The sequence below is a fragment of the Paraburkholderia unamae genome (assembly GCF_003268775.1).
GTDB lineage: Bacteria > Pseudomonadota > Gammaproteobacteria > Burkholderiales > Burkholderiaceae > Paraburkholderia > Paraburkholderia unamae.
The window spans coordinates 62433-77970 of the sequence record NZ_QLSU01000006.1 but is presented as its reverse complement, the minus strand read 5'-3'; the positions used below and the strand labels follow the sequence as shown (position 1 = coordinate 77970).

The following is a 15538-nucleotide window of genomic DNA, read 5'->3' as shown; positions in this document are numbered from 1 at the left end:
CCGTTCTCTCACTGCACCGATGTCGAGGACGCCGGCAACCGCGACAACGCCCGCACGAGGTCCTGCTGGCGCCGGTAACCGGTCTTGCCGAGCACGGCGCGCAACTGGTTGCGTGCCGTGGTGATCGACACGCCCGCGGTGACGGCGTGCTCCTCGATCGAGAGCCCTTTCGCGAGGTGATGGGCGAGGCGCGCCTCGGCGGGCGAGAGTGCGTACAACTGCGCGAGTTGAGCGGCGGAAATCGCGTCCTCGTGATGCTGGCGCGAAATCAGAATCATGAGGTCGGCCTGGCCAAACGGCTGAATCAGCCCCGGCGGCACGGCGCCGCCCCGCCACGATGGCTGGCCGTGCATCGGCGCGACCGTTTGCGCGCGCTGGCCGATGCCCTCGCGCGGCAGCGCGATGACGGTGAGGACATGGCTGCCGTCATGCGCGGGTGCAAGCAGGCTTTCGGTGCGGCGCGTAAGCTGGACGCGACGCAGCACATCACCGAGCGCCGCGCTCCACAACGACGTGCCCGCCATCCGCAGCGGCAGCGCACGCTGCGTGTGACGCTCCCGCAAGATGGCTTCGGCGCCCTCGTTGCAGAACAGGATGTCCTGCTGCCGGTTAAGGACGATCAATGCCTGCCCCATCGACTGCAAACCGGCCTCTCCGGCATACAGCCCCGCGCGCAGCGTTTCCGTGCGGCTCATGAGGTGCAGCGTTTTCCGCAAATGCGGAAATAGCCGCTTGAGGCCCTGAATCTGCGCCGTCGAAAAAGCCGGCTGACCCACGCAGTGATTGAAGACAATGAGCACGTCGACGGAATCGTCGCGAAACGCGCAGCCGCCTGCGCTGTATCGAAGCGAGTTCTGAATCAGGAGATCCTGGTAAAACTCGTTGCGATCGACATAACCGCTATCGAAATAGTCCGCACACTGAACGACCATTCCCTCGGCCAGCCGGTTGACCAATGCGCGTCGAGGATCTTTCGGGGCATAGTAATTCGCATACGCGTCGCCGGTCGCGAGAAACTCCGGGCGCGTCATGAAGCTGAACTGCGCGCAATCGTGCACGCGATTCCAGCCGAGCATATGGCACAGCGTACTGCCCACCCAATGGTCGAAGCGCGCCAGCGCCGGCAGCAAAGCGTCCGGTTCGAGCACGGCGTCGTAGAACTGCGTGAGGATCGCATCGAGCGCGTCCGCTTTACCGGTCTTGACTTCACGTGTTGCCATAAGCTGCCAATCGGCCTCGGATATTTTTCTTTCTAATTCGCATCTAGTGTGCGGCCGACCTGTTTCATTCACATGATCAATTTTGATCATGCGCCCCCGGGCACACTCGCTGGAGAATGCCACACCGACGGGCCGTAAAGGACATTCCCTGCCAAAAGGCGTGGACAACCTGCTATTGGCGGCCCTTATGCGAAATGCATCTACGGCTCAAACGAATAGCACTTGCAGTGAATTTTTTCGCTGTTTTACGTTTGCGAGCGGATAAAAATCGAATGGCCGGGCCGTCTTGCGGAATTTCCGTCGGCAAGAAAATCAAATTTCATAAGTCAAATAATCGAATCTGGAATCCAGCATGAATAAGACACTGGTTTGCATTGGGGTGTGCGCGGTGTTGTCGGCTTGCGGCGGGGGCAGCGGGAGCAACGGCAGCAGCAACGGCAGCGCTTCGAGCCAGTCGGGCAGCGGGTCGCAGACAGGACAGGCGCAGGCGCAACCGCTCGCCGCGCAGCAGACCTATATCGGCACGGTCAGCTTCGGCGACACGATCTCCGTGCAGATCGACGCCCCGGCCAAGGGCCAGGTGACGACGACTTTCATCGATTCGCAGTTCGGCCTCACCGGCAAGCTCGTGGGCAACTACACGCTGACGAACGGCAATTACATCGTGACGTCTTTCCAGGCAAGCGGCACGGTGCCGGCCGCGCTCGCGGCCGGGGCGAACGCGGTTGGCATGCAGTTCGGCGTTGTTAGCGACAGCAGCAACCACGGCGTCCTGAGCGGCCAGCTCAGCAACGTGCCGAACGTGACGGCAGGCAGCGGATCGCAAACGCTCTCCGGCCAGATTGCCGCATCGAACAACGGCGTGACCACGGTGGCGGGCCTCGCGGGCACGTACAGTTTCATCAAGCTCTCGGGCGACTACACGAAAGCCGGCGTACCAGTCGGTTCGCAGGACGCCGACAGCGGCCAGATGCTGATCAACGCCGACGGCACGTTCCGCGCCTGCCCGAGCGCCGCCTACGGCGCGAACTGTATGGACGACAGCAACGCAAGCATCGCCGACACCGGCACGATCACCGTCGATCCTGACCAGACCACGTACCCAGGCGCCTTCGACATGACGCTGAACGGCAAGTCCTTCGGCCGCCTCTTCGCGAGCACGAGCGGCGGTGCCATCACGCTGATGCTCGATCAGGCGGGCTCGAACAGCGACGGCACGTTCCGGACCGGCTCGTGGGTGTTCCACACGGCGCAGCCCCTGACGAGCGGCGCATACGACGGCACGTGGCTGTGCTCGGAACCGAACACCAGCGACAACAACCAGTTGCTCGGCGACATCGTGGCGAATCGCGTGACGATTGCGGGCACGACGTTCACGCCATCCGGCCAGAACGCCGCCCCGTTCACGCTGAATTTCAATGCGACGTTCAACGCCGCGTCATCGTCCTCGACACCCGCGCTCGCAAGCGGCGTGAACGGATTGATGGCCGGGCTGCTGCGCACCACGAGCAACGGCAACACCGTGCAGAGCGCGATGATGTTCCTGCCGGTCTCGTCGACGAACCTCTACTACCTCGACGAAGTCAACGGCAACGGCTTCTTCGTCGAAGGCCTCTGCGTCAAGCAATAAAGCTCACGTCAAGCTCAAAGCGAGAGGACACACGATGAAAAAAGCTCTGCTCACTTCACTCGGCACGGCAACGGCGCTGGCCGGCCTGCTGGCCGGTTGCGCCGGCTCGACCAACTTCGGCAATTCCGTCTCGCAGTTCACGGACGGTCTCAAGAACGGGATGACCACCACCGTCATGGGACCGGGCCCGGGCCACTTCAAGGACTCGGGCCTCTCTCACGTGCTCCAGGACGGCGGCAACGGCTGGCCACGCGCGGCCATCACGATCAACAGCCTGCCTGCCACGGCCTACGCGCACAGCATCGGGACCTTCTCGTACGGTCCCGACTACTGCATGAACGTCTCCGTGGTGCTGTGGCACGACGCAGGCCACAGCCAGCACTTCGACGGCGTGAAGTTCTGCGGCAACGACATTCCGAACAACATCGTTTCCGCCGACAGCGGCCAGTTCCTGCTCTGGGGCGGCTCGCTTGCGCAGGGGGCGAACACGGGCGCGCGCCGCACCACCGGCCCGAACCCGCCGAAGAACAACTTCCCGCAAGGCTCGGGCTACGTGCAGTCGTTCGTGAGCACGAACGGCATGAATCTCTTCGCACAGCTAATGTTTGCAATGGGCTACGACCTCGCCGAGAACACCGACGATCACCGCGCGTGGGTCGTGTCGGTGCCGTCGGCCTCGCAGATGGCGCATTGACGCTGCGGAGCCCACCATGAGCGACGAACAGGGACGCAATCCGGACGGCACGTTCCAGGCGGGCAGCCAGGGCGTGTTCGCGAGCCCGCAAACGCAGCGGGAAGCCGGCGTGAACGCTTACGACACGGCTCTTGGCGCACAGATCAAAGTGGCTTATCGCCAGCAGGCGCAGCACGGGCCAGGCGGTGTGGCGGCGGCAGGGTCGGCACTCGGCGCTATCGCCACCGAACTCAACTGGAAAGATCCCATCCAGGTGCTGGCCTTCCTGGCCGCAGCCGGTCTGCTGTTCCTCTGGATTCTGGTGGCCGGCCCGCTCGCCCCGTTTTTCTGGGCGCTCACGCTCACTTTCGTGCTGTTGCCCGTCTGCGGGTACTTCGTTGCGCTGCGCGCCGCAGCGCGTCTTGGCAGCGGCGTGCGCGTGCGCTTCGGCTTTCGCGGCTCGTTCTCGCTCGCGCTGTCCTGCCTCGCCGTCTATACGTTGCTGGTGGATCTGTTGTGCTGGTTCACGAGCCGCGGCTTTCCCGCCATCGGCGCCCTGCTGGACGTGGCCGTCAACGGGCCGGAATACAGCATCTATACCCATCACCGCATCGAAATGGGCGTGGCCGGCGTGCTCGCACTGCCGCTGTGCGTGCTGCTGTATAGCTGGTTTGCGCGGCGGGTGGCCAACGGCAAGCGCGCAACGCCGTGGTATCTGAAGGTCGCGGGAACGATCGTGCTGCTGCCGCTCTTCGTGCTGGCCTTCTGCGTCGCCATGCATCAGTTCTATCTGCACCATCGCGAACTGACGCTGCGCATGCTCATGGCGATTTACCACTTCGAGAAGTCGCTCGGGCTGTCGTGGCCCTTCAAGTAACGCCGATCAACCCGCCGGAGTTCGCCTGATGGAAGAGCCCGATCTCGCTGCCGTGCCGCCTACCCCGCCGAACGGCGACTCAGCGGTGCGCGGCGCACTGAAACTGTCGTCGGACTGGGTATCGCCGGTCAATGCGACCGTGACCGCCTCGACGGTCGTGCTCGATCTGCTCGCGCCCGCGCTCGGACACGTGGCCGGCCGCGTCGCGGCCGTGCTCGGCGCGCTGTGCCTGCTCCTCCTGTTGTTCGGCGCCAGCCATCTCGAACAGCAGCGCCGGCGCCTGACACCGATGCCGGGACGCCTCGCGTTCTATGCGCGCTCACGCAAACTCTGGCTCACGGCCATGATCAGCAGCGGCGGCGCGGCGCTCGCGTTTGCGACGTGCACTCACGGCGACGCGCCCAACCCGAGTGCGCTCGGCTCCGCCATTCCGACCCTCGGCACGCTCCAGCAATCGCTGTTGCAGTTGCACGGCAAGGTCGATGCGCTCGCCGCCAGCGAGCGCAACCTCCAGAACGACACGCAAGCCATTCGCAGCGCCGTCGTGCCACAGGATGACCGCGGGCGTCTCCAGCACCTCGGCTACGGGCTCGACGACGCCTCGAAGGCACGCGCCATCGAAACCTGCGACACCGAGGCCATCGCACTCTACCTGCATCTGAACGAGACGATGCCGCTGGCGCTCCCCGAGTTTGGCAAACGCGGCGGATCGACCCTCGAAGCGCCGATCATGGCGAACAACGCGCACTTTGCGCAAACGTTGAAGCTGCTAGCATCGCAGCCGTCGTTCGACAGGCATGCGCTCTCAACGCCCTGGCTGCTGACCTTCACGCAGGCGCAAAGCGCGTCGATTCCGCAATTCGACGGCCTGCTGGCGGCGGCACGCCATCACGGCGCGCAGACCGTAGGCCTGATTCCGCCGATGGTCAAGGCAAACCCGCTCGCCGTCGCGATCTGGTCTCGCAACCTCGAAGCCGTCAACGCCCTGCTTGCGGCGGGCGCGGATGCCGACGCACCCGCCGTCGTTGCAACGATGACCGTCAACGACCACGGCTCGATCAGGATGAGGAACGTCACGCTTGCCACGGCGCGCGATGAAGCCCGGCGGCTAAACGTCGTGCTATCGCCGCGCGGATAATCCGGACGATTCGCGCCAGGCTGCCGATGTCTTCGAATATCCGCGAGTGGGCCATGTTCACGCTCGCGATTGGGGGCAATCTTCGGGCGTGCGAACTGACGCGGCTGCTCGTGCAGCAGCAGACCCAACGCACTGTTCGGTCAGCGCATGGCGGCGTGAATAGCGGCCCGGAGATTGAAGTCCGCCGACTCGATCCGGAAAATGGACACGAAAATACCCGCTGGGCTTTTTCGTGTTATCTCAGCGCAATCGTTTGGCGCGTCGATACGCGGCGAGTATCAAACGCAATCCGGGCACCGCAATCGACGGATTAGTCCTTTCTGGCTGCCGTGTGACGGACCCGCACGCGCGCAACGAGGCGTGATCAGGGAAACGCCACGTCCGCAAGGAACGTTGCGAAATAATCGTCGTCCAGCCAACCGGATACATGCGTTGACGCCTCGATGCGCCGGATTTCTTTCTGTCCTTTGTCGGTCAGGATGGCAATCTGGAGTGTCGGGAGGAATTTCGTGCCAGGCGGCGGCTTCTGGTCGATGGTGTCGATCAGCCCCTGCGAGCGAAGCGGCGTGAAAATGGCCGGGCGTTTGTGCCACGGTATCTGTCGATACAAAGCAAGACGAAGAGCTTCAAGTACAGCGCCATTGTTGAATTCCATGAGCATCCTTACGGTGTTCGACTGAAACGTCCTGCTGGCTCCTGGCATCCACGGTAGCACATACAGCGCTTTTGTACGATGACATGCAGTGGAATCCCCTCGTGAGCGTCGACGGCTAGAAGAAAGGGCCTGAACGGCCATTCCCCAGACATTCCGATGTGGCTCGAATTCAGAAGCGCCAGGCCGCTTGACCGCGAAGGCTGAAGGCAAACTGCAAGCGGGCATTTTCGGGCTCGGGCCCGAGCTCGGCCCCGAATTGTCCGCTCCGGGTCGGTTTCAAGCGGCCGGAACGTCTGTTTGCATACCGCTATTCGCTGTGTGCGCTCACCGACACTTCTTCACCGGAATCGCTTGCCGCTTGCTGCACGTCGCCTATGGTCCTGAGGAAATCGTGCCGAAAACCGCCAGGCGTCGCGGATTGCCGCCGCGCCGGCCAGAGGCACCCTTCCCCATTGACCTCGCCCGCTTTCGAAGGCTTCGTCGCTCCATGCTCCGCCTGAAGCCATTACAACCAGAACCAGCCGACCGCGTGCACGCCCGTTGATCGCTTATATTCCCTTGGATCGCGCTACGTAGAAACGCAGCGACCGTGTCCCGCACCGGGATCGTCAAGACACGGCTTTAAAGTCTCCTGGTCAGGAGGGTGACATGCCATCGATCGAGTCCGACTACTTCGTGACAGGGACGGGCGCCAGCGCCATGGCCTTCGTCGATACGTTGCTCACCGAGTCGCCAGATGCGCAAGTCGTGATGGTGGATCGCCACCACCGTCCCGGCGGCCACTGGAACGACGCCTATCCGTATGTGCGGCTGCACCAACCGTCCGCCTGGTATGGCGTGGCGTCGCGCGAACTGAGCGACTGGTCGCATGAAACCACGGGCTTCAACGAAGGCATGCTGGGTCTTTCCTCGGGAGCCGAGGTGCTCACGCATTTCGAGCAGGTGATGAAACAGCGCTTCATTCCCTCCGGTCGCGTGCAGTGGTTCCCGAAATGCGATCACTTCGCGAGTGACGGCCGCACGCACCGCTTCCGCTCGCTGCTGACCGGCGCCGAGTACGAAGTGCGCGCGCGGCGCAAATGGGTGAACGGCACGCATGCGAAAACCGAGGTGCCGTCCACGCACCCGCCCAAATACCGCGTGGCCGCCGGGGTGCAATGCATTGCCTGCAACGGCTTGCCGAAGGTGATGCAGCCCTACGCGTGCTACACCGTTGTCGGCTCCGGCAAGACCGGCATGGACGCGTGCATCTGGCTGATCGAGAACGGTGTGCCGCACGCGCGTATCCGCTGGATCATGCCGCGCGACGCCTGGGTGATGGACCGCGCCAACATGCAGCCCGGCCCGACGGGCTGGCGGCGCTATTTCGAGAACAGCGTGGTGCAATTCGATGCGATCCGCGACGCAAGCGACGTCCCCGACCTGTTCCGGCGACTCGAAGCGGGCGGCGCGCTGATGCGCATCGACCCTGCCATCAACCCCACGACGTACCGCTGCGCACTCGTTTCGCGCGGCGAGATGGCCCAGTTGCGCAAGATCGGTGAGATCGTGCGGCTTGGCCGCGTGCACGCGATCGAGCCGTCGCGCATCATACTGGAAAACGGTGAACTCGCCGCCGATCCTGATACGCTGTACATCGACTGCACTGCCTGCGCGATCCAGCCGGTGCCGGACGTGCCGGTGTTCCAGGACGATGTGATCAACCTCCTGATGGTCCGCTGGTGCCAGCCGGTTTTTTCGGGCAGCGTGATCGCCTGGATCGAAGCGCACGTGACGAATGAGAAGGAAAAAAACGCGATGAGCATGCCCGTTCCCGCGCCCGAACTGCCGGTCGATTACCTGCGCATGTGGCTGCCGACGCTCGCCAATGCCGCGCGCTGGCAGCAGAACCCCGACCTGAGCGCCTGGCTCAGGCAGTGCCGCCTCAACGGGCAGGTTGTGGTGCTCAAGGGCGTGGTGATGGACGCTGCCGTGCAGGACTTGATCAAAACCGTCGGAACCAAGGCTTCGGATGCGGCGCAGCGTATCGCGCAATTGCTTGCCGCAACGGAGGCAGCATGAGCACCCCCCGTGAGGTGCAGCTCGAAACGCTTCAGGTCGGGGCCATCCGCATGCGTGTGGCGCTTCAGGGCGACGGGCCGCTCGTGGTGTTTTGCCACGGGTTTCCGGAGTCGTGGATATCCTGGCGCGCGCAGATGGCCGCGGTCGCTAACGCGGGCTACCGCGCCGCGGCGCCGGACATGCGCGGCTACGGCGGCACCGACGCGCCGGCCGACCCCGCGCAGTACACGATGCTGCATCACGCCGGCGACATGGTGGAACTGGTGCGGATACTCGGCGCCGGTTCGGCGGTGATCGTGGGCCACGACTGGGGCGCACCGGCCGCGTGGCACAGCGCGCTGCTACGGCCCGATGTCTTCCGTGCCGTCGTCGGACTGAGCGTCCCCTATACCCCGCCTGTGAAGACCGACTTGCTGAGCGCACTCGAGCGGCAAGGCGTGACGACCTTCTACATGCAGTACTTCCAGCAGGAGGGCGTGGCTGAGGAAGAACTCCAGGCCGATGTCGCAGCGACCCTGCGCCGCCTGACGTTCAGCATGTCGGGCGACGGCCCCGGCCGCATGGTCGCCGGCATCCTCACGCCGGGCGCGGGCATCCTCGACAACACCGTCGACCCCGACGCATTGCCGGACTGGCTGCTTCAGGACGACCTCGATTACGTCGTCGGCGAATTCCGGCGCACCGGCTTCCGTGGGGGATTGAACTGGTACCGCGCGATCCGCAGGAGCGCGGAACTGCTCGCCCCCTGGTATGGTTGCCCGATTCGTCAGCCCTCACTCTTCCTGGGTGGCGCGCGCGACGACGTGCTCAGGTTTCCAGGCATGCAACAGCGCGTCGCCGCGTTACCGCAAGTGCTGCCGGGGTTGCGCGGTTCTCACCTGCTCGAAGGTGCGGGCCATTGGCTGCAACGCGAGCGCGCCCAGGAAGTGAACCGGTTGCTGCTCGCCTTCCTGAACGAACTCGACGGCTGACCCGCACACGGGCATTCGCACACACGGGATCTCCCCTCAACGGGAAGGAGACCGGTTTCCACTGGCCACGCATGACCGAAGATCAGCGGGCCGCGTCACCGGCAAGAGCATATGCGCCCCAGAAATACGGGTGACGATAGAGTTCCCCTTCCTTCCCGCCGGCCATGTCGCGCTCGGTACGCGCCAGTGCCTCGGCCTTCGAGAGCGACGGATCGTTGGCATACGTCCGGAATACACCGGTTGTCACCTCGGTCGCCGATCGAGATTCAACGGCCCACTGGGTGAGGAGTATCGAGCGCGCCCCCGCCGCAAAAAAAGCGCGGGACAGTTCCGACATGGCATCTCCCGCGTTACCGGTGACGAGTCCCGTGTTGCAGGCGGACAGCACCACCCAGTCGGCATTCAACCGCAAGGTCACGATATCGTCCGCCGTGAGAACCGAATCGCGCAGCCCGCTTCCCTCATAGGCCAGCGCGAGTCCCGCCTTGTGCCAGCCGGGCACTTCGCCCGCCACGATGCCGTGCGTGGCGAACAGGACAACGCGATCGTTCAACAGATCCCGTTTCATCACTTCGCTGCGCGAGGCGCTCTTGCCCCACAGCACGCTGTGATCGGAGGCATTGAGCGTCTTCGCAATCGAGGTCGCCTCGTCGAGTGTCTCGGGCAGCGGCGCGACGCGATGGTAATCGAACGCAGCAGCGCCCCCCTCAACCGGAAACGCTCGTGCGGGTGTTCCGTCCGCAGGGCGAGCGGCGATCGTGGCTGGATCGCGGCCGTCGAAGCTCGGATCGGCGAACGCGATCAACGGCCCGGTAGCGTGCGTTGCCGGATGACTGCGGGCGAGCACAAGCGCCGAGGCATTCGGAATACGCACCGGCATGGTCGTGGCGATCCACCAGTGCGCACTCGCCAGGTCCGTGGCGGGTGCCGTCACGAGCACGTCGAACGGCAGGCTCGAGAGAACGCCGCTCGTGGCGATGTACACCGTTTTCGCCCCTTCGATATCGGCCTGGATCGACGAGATCAGCAAGCGGTAGAGATCCGCTGCCGCTGTCATGTCGAACCCGGCCAGGTCCCCCGCCCGACGCGGCGGAACGCCCGCATCGAATGCGTTGCGCAGCGCCAGGATCCGCTTTTTCAGGTCTGCGCGCGTGACGTTGAGTCGTATGGCATGCAGCGCGCCTTTGGGGTTGACGACGAACGCGTAGGTCGCCTCGCGTCCGACGTAGAAGTCGACATACACCTCATCGGCATGCAGCGCCGCGCCGACCTGTTCCGGGGTGGGAACGGCGGGCGACACCAGCCGCCGGTACTCGGGAAACTGTTTGTTGATGCGCGCGTGCAGCGTGGCCAGATCCTCGGCCGAGGCATTCATGGCTTTCTCGGCATCGTTGACACTGGCGATCGCATTCCCTTTATCGCCGGTAGTTTCCGTGCCGATTCTGGCGAGTCGTGTGCTCAGCCCCGAAAGCCCCATTCGTTCGGTGTCCTCCGCACGGCGCGCCATCTGCTCCTGCTCGACCAGGCTGCGCAGTTCCGGCGTGAGCGCCGCCAGGCGCGCTGCGCCATCGCTCATCGCGCCCTGGGTCGCATTCATGTGAAACAATTCGGCGATACGGAAGGCGAGTGCCTGACCTTGCGCGCCGTCGTCCATCAGGCGGCTCAGACACATGGCAAGCGCACCGTCTTCGACAAATGCCCCCGCGCTACCGGACGCGTCCCAATCGTCGTTCTGGCCAAGCATGGGCGTCACGTATCGGGCGATATCGCTTTCGCTGACCTGTCTCTCGGTGTCCTCAAGGCGATAGAGCATCAACATGGCAGACTGATACTTGACGAACGGACTCTGCGCCCCCTGGTCCTTGAGGTTGTACGCCAGCACGCGTGAAAGGCTCGACTCGGCTGCCGGCCAGTTCCCCTGCGTCGCGAGTATCACGGAAAGCCGCTCGTCCTTGCTCGGGGTTTTAGCCACGACCGGATTGATCGACGCCGCGTACTGGAAAGCGTCTGCATCGGCCTTGTAGTCGGCCAGGCGATTCGTGGCAAGCCCGATCATCAAGCGCAAGCGCAGCGCGTCCGCATAGGTGAACGTATAGGGGAGCACGCCGGCATCCTGATACCCCTTGATGGCTTTGTCGATCCAGAAGAGTGCGCCATCGTAGTCGTCGTTGGACATGAGCGCGATTGTGACGGCAACCTCGACGCGGGCGCGCTGGGCGGCGTCAGGTTTGAGCCGCGGATCGTGGTCGATGTCCCACAGCATCCCGTTCGCGTAGTTCAGCGCCTCGGTTCGCCTATTGTTCTGCGTTTGCAAATCCACGAGATGATCGACTTCGTCGAGCAGTTGATTCGCGGCTTCCTCGTGACGATGGTCACTGAGCAACGGGTTGTCGAGATTTTTTCTCGCCAGATCGGCCGCCTCGCGCACCTTGCGCAACGCCGTGTCATGTTGATTCAACGCGCGGCGCGCAAGCTCCGCCTCGGCGGCGAGATACTCGTAGGCCGGTTCTTCCGGAAGGGTTTCAAGCTCGGCGGCGGGCGTCTGGTCGGCCAGTGTCTTCGCCTGATTCACGAGCCGCTGGCTACGCACGAAGTCGTTTTCCACCGCATACGCAAGGGCGAGTCCCGATGCGGTCAGGGAGCGTCGGCCAGCCGGGATCCGCGCGTCATCAACGATGCTTTCCATCACCCGCCTCGCGTCGGCGGGGTCGTCCGCGTCGAAGTAATCCTGAACAAGCACAATCAGCAGCGCAAGCCGCGTCTCTCCGTCCGGATTCTCGTCGAGTAGCTTGTGAATGGCCTTCTCTTCATCGGCGAGGGAGGGTTGCCCCGGGGTCTGGCCGATCTTTTCAGTCGACGCATTCACACCTTGAGACTCACCTGCCAGCGAAGTCCGCAGTAAGCCGCCAGGCGATCCGACGATCGCCGCCGCAATGAGCCACAGCACAGGCTTCAGACACCACCGCACGACCTGCGACGCCTTGCCGGACCGGGTGCCCATCTTTGCCTCCGCTTCACACGTCGTGCTGTCCGGGAGCGCCCGGCATAGTAGTCAATATAGACGGTGGAAGCGTTTTCCCTCAGGGGTCACGTTTGATTTCATCTCGACGAGACACCTTACCTCCCTTACCTCCGCTACTGGGCAGCCTGGCGCAAACGACGGCGCATTCGGGCGCGCCGCGCGAGCATGTTCATGCCTTCGACGAACCCCGAAAATGCCATCGCAGCGTAGATGTAGCCTTTGGGCACGTGAGAGCCGAAGCCCTCCGCGATGAGCGTCATGCCGATCACCAGGAGAAAGCTCAGTGCCAGCATGACGATGGTGGGATTGTGTTCGATGAACCTGGAGAGCGGAGCGGCCGCGACCAGCATCGCGACAACCGCTACGATAACGGCGATGTACATGATCGCCACATGACTGGTCATGCCCACGGCGGTAACGATGCTGTCGATGGAGAACACCAGGTCGAGCAGCAGGATCTGAACGATTGCGGCCTGCGGCGTCAACACCGCGTGCACGGCCGGCGCTCCGTTATCGGCATGCTCACCCTCATCGCCCGTGACGTTGTGGTGAATCTCCGTCGTCGCCTTCCAGACGAGAAAGAGGCCGCCGCTAATCAGAACGAGGTCACGCCACGAAAACGCATGACCAAACAACGATACCGCGGGTTCGGTCAAGCGCGTGATCCACGCCACCGTGCCGAGCAAACCAAGGCGCAGCACGAGGGCAAGTCCGATGCCAATCCGCTGGGCCGTGTAGCGCTGCGCGGCCGGCAGCTTGTTGCTGACGATGGAAATGAAGACGAGGTTGTCTATCCCGAGCACCACCTCCATGGTGACGAGCGTCACAAGAGCGGCCCAGGCGGCCGGATCCGTAGCGAGAGTCAGTAAATTGTCCATGCTCACCAAAGCGTTCGTCGTAATCCGGGTCGGACAGGCCACGCCTGGGCGGGACATCCGGCTTGTGACCACTCTGTGCTGCGGGCAGAACTGGAAAACCTCCCTTCAGCGCGCCCGTGTGGCAAGGCGCGCGACCATGCGCTCCGCCATCGCGCGGTCGATGACTTCGAATGTGCGGCTCGTGCGCTCATAGGCGTACATATTGCCAGCCGCGATGTCGAACCACCACCCGCTCAATACCAGCGCACCGGCGCTAACCTGCTGGCGAACGATAGGGTAAGTCATCAAATGCTCGAGCTGCACGAGTACGTTGAGTTGCGACAATTGATCGTGCGGTTTCAAACTGCCGTCGAGCGGCCCTTCTTGCTCCAGGCGAAACGCGGCATTGCTCGCGTGATACAGCCATTTATCGAGGTTGGGCGCTTTCAGTTTGGCGCTGCGTGTCTGCACGGCTTTCATCGCGCCGCACTCCGAATGCCCGCACACGACGATATTCGCGACTTTCAACACTAGCACAGCGTACTCGATTGCGCTCGCCTCAGAAAGGTCGCCGGTCGAGACCCCCTCGGCGGTTGCCGGCGGTATCAGGTTGCCGACATTGCGCATCGTGAACAGATCGCCCGGGTGGGTTGAGGCAAGCAGGTCCGGCACGACCCGGCTGTCCGAGCACGTGATAAAGAGCGCGTCCGGTGTCTGCGCGAGCGCCAGTTTGCTGAACTGCTCGGCATATTGGGGCAACATTTTCTCGCGAAATTCAACAATGCCCATGATGAGTTTGCGCATCGGTTGCCTCCGGATGGGCTAGTTGTTCGCTATCGAGGTTGCCGAACCGCCCAGTCCCTGCGAGTCGGGAATGCGCGCCAACGCAACGTCTTCGGCAAACTCCAGCTTCGAAGCAATCGCGCGATCGAGCAGGCTCAACTCGATGTACAACGCATCATGACGATGCTCCGGCAGGCTCTGGATGAGGTTCTCGATCGCCGCGCGCAGACGCCGTGCAATCTGGATGCTGCCGGCTCCGCACTGTCGTATCTCGCGAAAACTGATATGCACGAAATCTTCCCAGTTGGGTGTTCGCAGGATCATGCGCACCTGCCCGGACTTGTCCGCAATTTCTTCGATGCGCAGCGAGCGCTTTCCCACCATCCGCAAGAGCCGGTGCAACTGGTCGATGGCAAGGACGGCCGTGGTCGGATCGTTGATCGCCGCCGACAGCGCCTTCAGCGCAATATCGACCAGGATGCGAAACGCGAACATGGGGTCCTGCTCCATCGTGCGTTCCGTTCCAAAGGCAACAAGCGTGCGCAACCGCGTTTCATTGATGGCACCCGTGTTGCCGTACAGATAGAACAGCGGTTCATCCACGGCAACGAAATCGCCGACTTGCGGTGCGAACTCGATGATCATATTGGCGCGCCGCGCTTCGGCCACGAGCATCTTCATGTTCACGGCCAGCACGATGCCGGAGCTGCCTGCCAGGCGAACAACGCGATCGGGCGTGCCGCGCTCCTTGTCACGCTCCGGCGCGGTCGCGACACCGCTGGATGGCGCGGGATAGACGCTGTCGATCACGGCGAGCCCGCGCTCCCCAACGCGAGCCACGAGACTAACCGGCCGCAGAAATTTCGCGGCGTAGTCGATCAGGAAAAGAAACGCGACGACGGAAGCGAAGCCGAGCAGCGCCGCTATGAAAACCTGAAGCTGGTGGACCTCAGCCTCGCCCATCCAGCCCGCCGTTCTGTTAGCGAACAGCAAAGCGAAAACGAACAACCCCGAAATGCCACGGATGATGTTGTCGCGCAACAGCGTCGTCGCGATGATGCGCGGCGTGTATTGGCCGCCGGCCACCTGGATGGCGACGAGCAGTGAACCGAACGTGAAGACCAGAAACGCCAGGTCCGCGGATACGATGTCCGCGAGCAACGACCGGGCGCCGGTCATGGACAGCCCGAAAAAGCCCGTTTTCGGATCGAGGATCCCTTGCCGGATCATCCACCTTCCGAGCATTTCGGTCAGCGGCTTCACCACGGCATAGATCGCGACTGCAATGAGCGGCACGGTCCACAGCGAGGACCGCACGTAGCTTTTCAAGCTGTACCAGCGACTCCAGTCCATGCGTGCACTCCCCGTGCGATTCACACTCTGTTCTGGCCAATGGCGCCTCGGTCCTGCTGGTTTGGGAGATCGGGGCTCCAGCTTGCCACCTGGCAAGGCGGGGAATGTCAAATTTGACCGCCGCTATGTACGTCGGCCCACAAACGACCTTGCGGGACGCCTGGCGGCCATCCGGCCTGGACCGGCCCTGCGCCCTTTTCAGGGCCAGGATAAACGGCGCTCGTGGCAGGCAGGCACGCCGTGCGACGTGCACTTCGCCGCTATCGAGCCATCCCCGCCGTGCTCGCCGTACGGCGCG

At 63.4% G+C, this 15538-nt stretch carries 13 protein-coding genes; 7 read left to right on the top strand and 6 right to left on the bottom strand.

The window, feature by feature from the left end; genetic code table 11:
• Positions 1-8: 8 nt before the first annotated feature.
• The gene (locus tag C7401_RS11740; protein WP_146757907.1) at positions 9-1310 is read right to left on the bottom strand and encodes a helix-turn-helix transcriptional regulator; all 1302 of its coding nucleotides are present in this window, start codon (positions 1308-1310) and stop codon (positions 9-11) included.
• Between the two features lie 262 nt (positions 1311-1572).
• On the opposite strand from C7401_RS11740, the gene C7401_RS11735 reads away from it, so the two are divergent.
• Genes C7401_RS11735 through C7401_RS45940 form a run of 5 tightly spaced genes read left to right on the top strand, consistent with a single transcriptional unit; the run spans position 1573 to position 5852 of the window.
• Entirely contained in the window at positions 1573-2850 is a 1278-nt protein-coding gene (locus C7401_RS11735) for a hypothetical protein (RefSeq protein ID WP_112171550.1), read from the top strand.
• Between the two features lie 34 nt (positions 2851-2884).
• Positions 2885-3544 carry a hypothetical protein gene (locus C7401_RS11730; protein ID WP_112171549.1) on the top strand — a complete coding sequence of 220 codons (660 nt, stop codon included), beginning with the start codon at positions 2885-2887 and terminating at the stop codon, positions 3542-3544.
• Positions 3545-3560: 16 nt separating this feature from the next.
• Entirely contained in the window at positions 3561-4400 is an 840-nt protein-coding gene (locus C7401_RS11725) for a hypothetical protein (protein WP_112171548.1), read from the top strand.
• A 28-nt stretch (positions 4401-4428) separates the two neighbouring features.
• A complete protein-coding gene (locus C7401_RS11720) occupies positions 4429-5538 on the top strand; it encodes a hypothetical protein (protein WP_112171547.1) in 1110 nt (369 codons plus the stop codon).
• A 53-nt stretch (positions 5539-5591) separates the two neighbouring features.
• Entirely contained in the window at positions 5592-5852 is a 261-nt protein-coding gene (locus tag C7401_RS45940; protein ID WP_146757906.1) for a hypothetical protein, read from the top strand.
• 50 nt (positions 5853-5902) lie between these two features.
• On the opposite strand, the gene C7401_RS11715 is transcribed toward C7401_RS45940, so the two are convergent.
• Positions 5903-6193, bottom strand: a complete 291-nt coding sequence (locus C7401_RS11715; RefSeq protein WP_146757905.1) for a hypothetical protein — start codon at positions 6191-6193, stop codon at positions 5903-5905.
• A 648-nt stretch (positions 6194-6841) separates the two neighbouring features.
• Between C7401_RS11715 and C7401_RS11710 the strand changes: the two genes are divergently transcribed.
• Both C7401_RS11710 and C7401_RS11705 read left to right on the top strand, forming a co-directional pair.
• On the top strand, positions 6842-8254 hold the full coding sequence (locus C7401_RS11710) for an NAD(P)/FAD-dependent oxidoreductase (protein ID WP_112171545.1): 1413 nt from the start codon (positions 6842-6844) through the stop codon (positions 8252-8254).
• Positions 8251-9225, top strand: coding sequence for an alpha/beta fold hydrolase (locus tag C7401_RS11705; protein ID WP_112171544.1), 975 nt, complete (start codon positions 8251-8253; stop codon positions 9223-9225). The genes C7401_RS11710 and C7401_RS11705 overlap by 4 nt, the downstream gene beginning before the upstream one ends.
• Positions 9226-9307: 82 nt before the next feature.
• On the opposite strand, the gene C7401_RS11700 is transcribed toward C7401_RS11705, so the two are convergent.
• The 4 genes from C7401_RS11700 to C7401_RS11685 form a co-directional block, all read right to left on the bottom strand.
• Complete coding sequence (locus C7401_RS11700; protein ID WP_112171543.1) at positions 9308-12226, bottom strand: CHAT domain-containing protein; 2919 nt, start codon at positions 12224-12226, stop codon at positions 9308-9310.
• A gap of 134 nt (positions 12227-12360) precedes the next feature.
• The gene (locus tag C7401_RS11695) at positions 12361-13125 is read right to left on the bottom strand and encodes a TerC family protein (RefSeq protein WP_181565555.1); all 765 of its coding nucleotides are present in this window, start codon (positions 13123-13125) and stop codon (positions 12361-12363) included.
• A 105-nt stretch (positions 13126-13230) separates the two neighbouring features.
• Entirely contained in the window at positions 13231-13908 is a 678-nt protein-coding gene (locus C7401_RS11690; protein WP_112171542.1) for a carbonic anhydrase, read from the bottom strand.
• 18 nt (positions 13909-13926) lie between these two features.
• On the bottom strand, positions 13927-15240 hold the full coding sequence (locus C7401_RS11685) for a DUF2254 domain-containing protein (protein ID WP_112171541.1): 1314 nt from the start codon (positions 15238-15240) through the stop codon (positions 13927-13929).
• Positions 15241-15538: the final 298 nt, after the last annotated feature.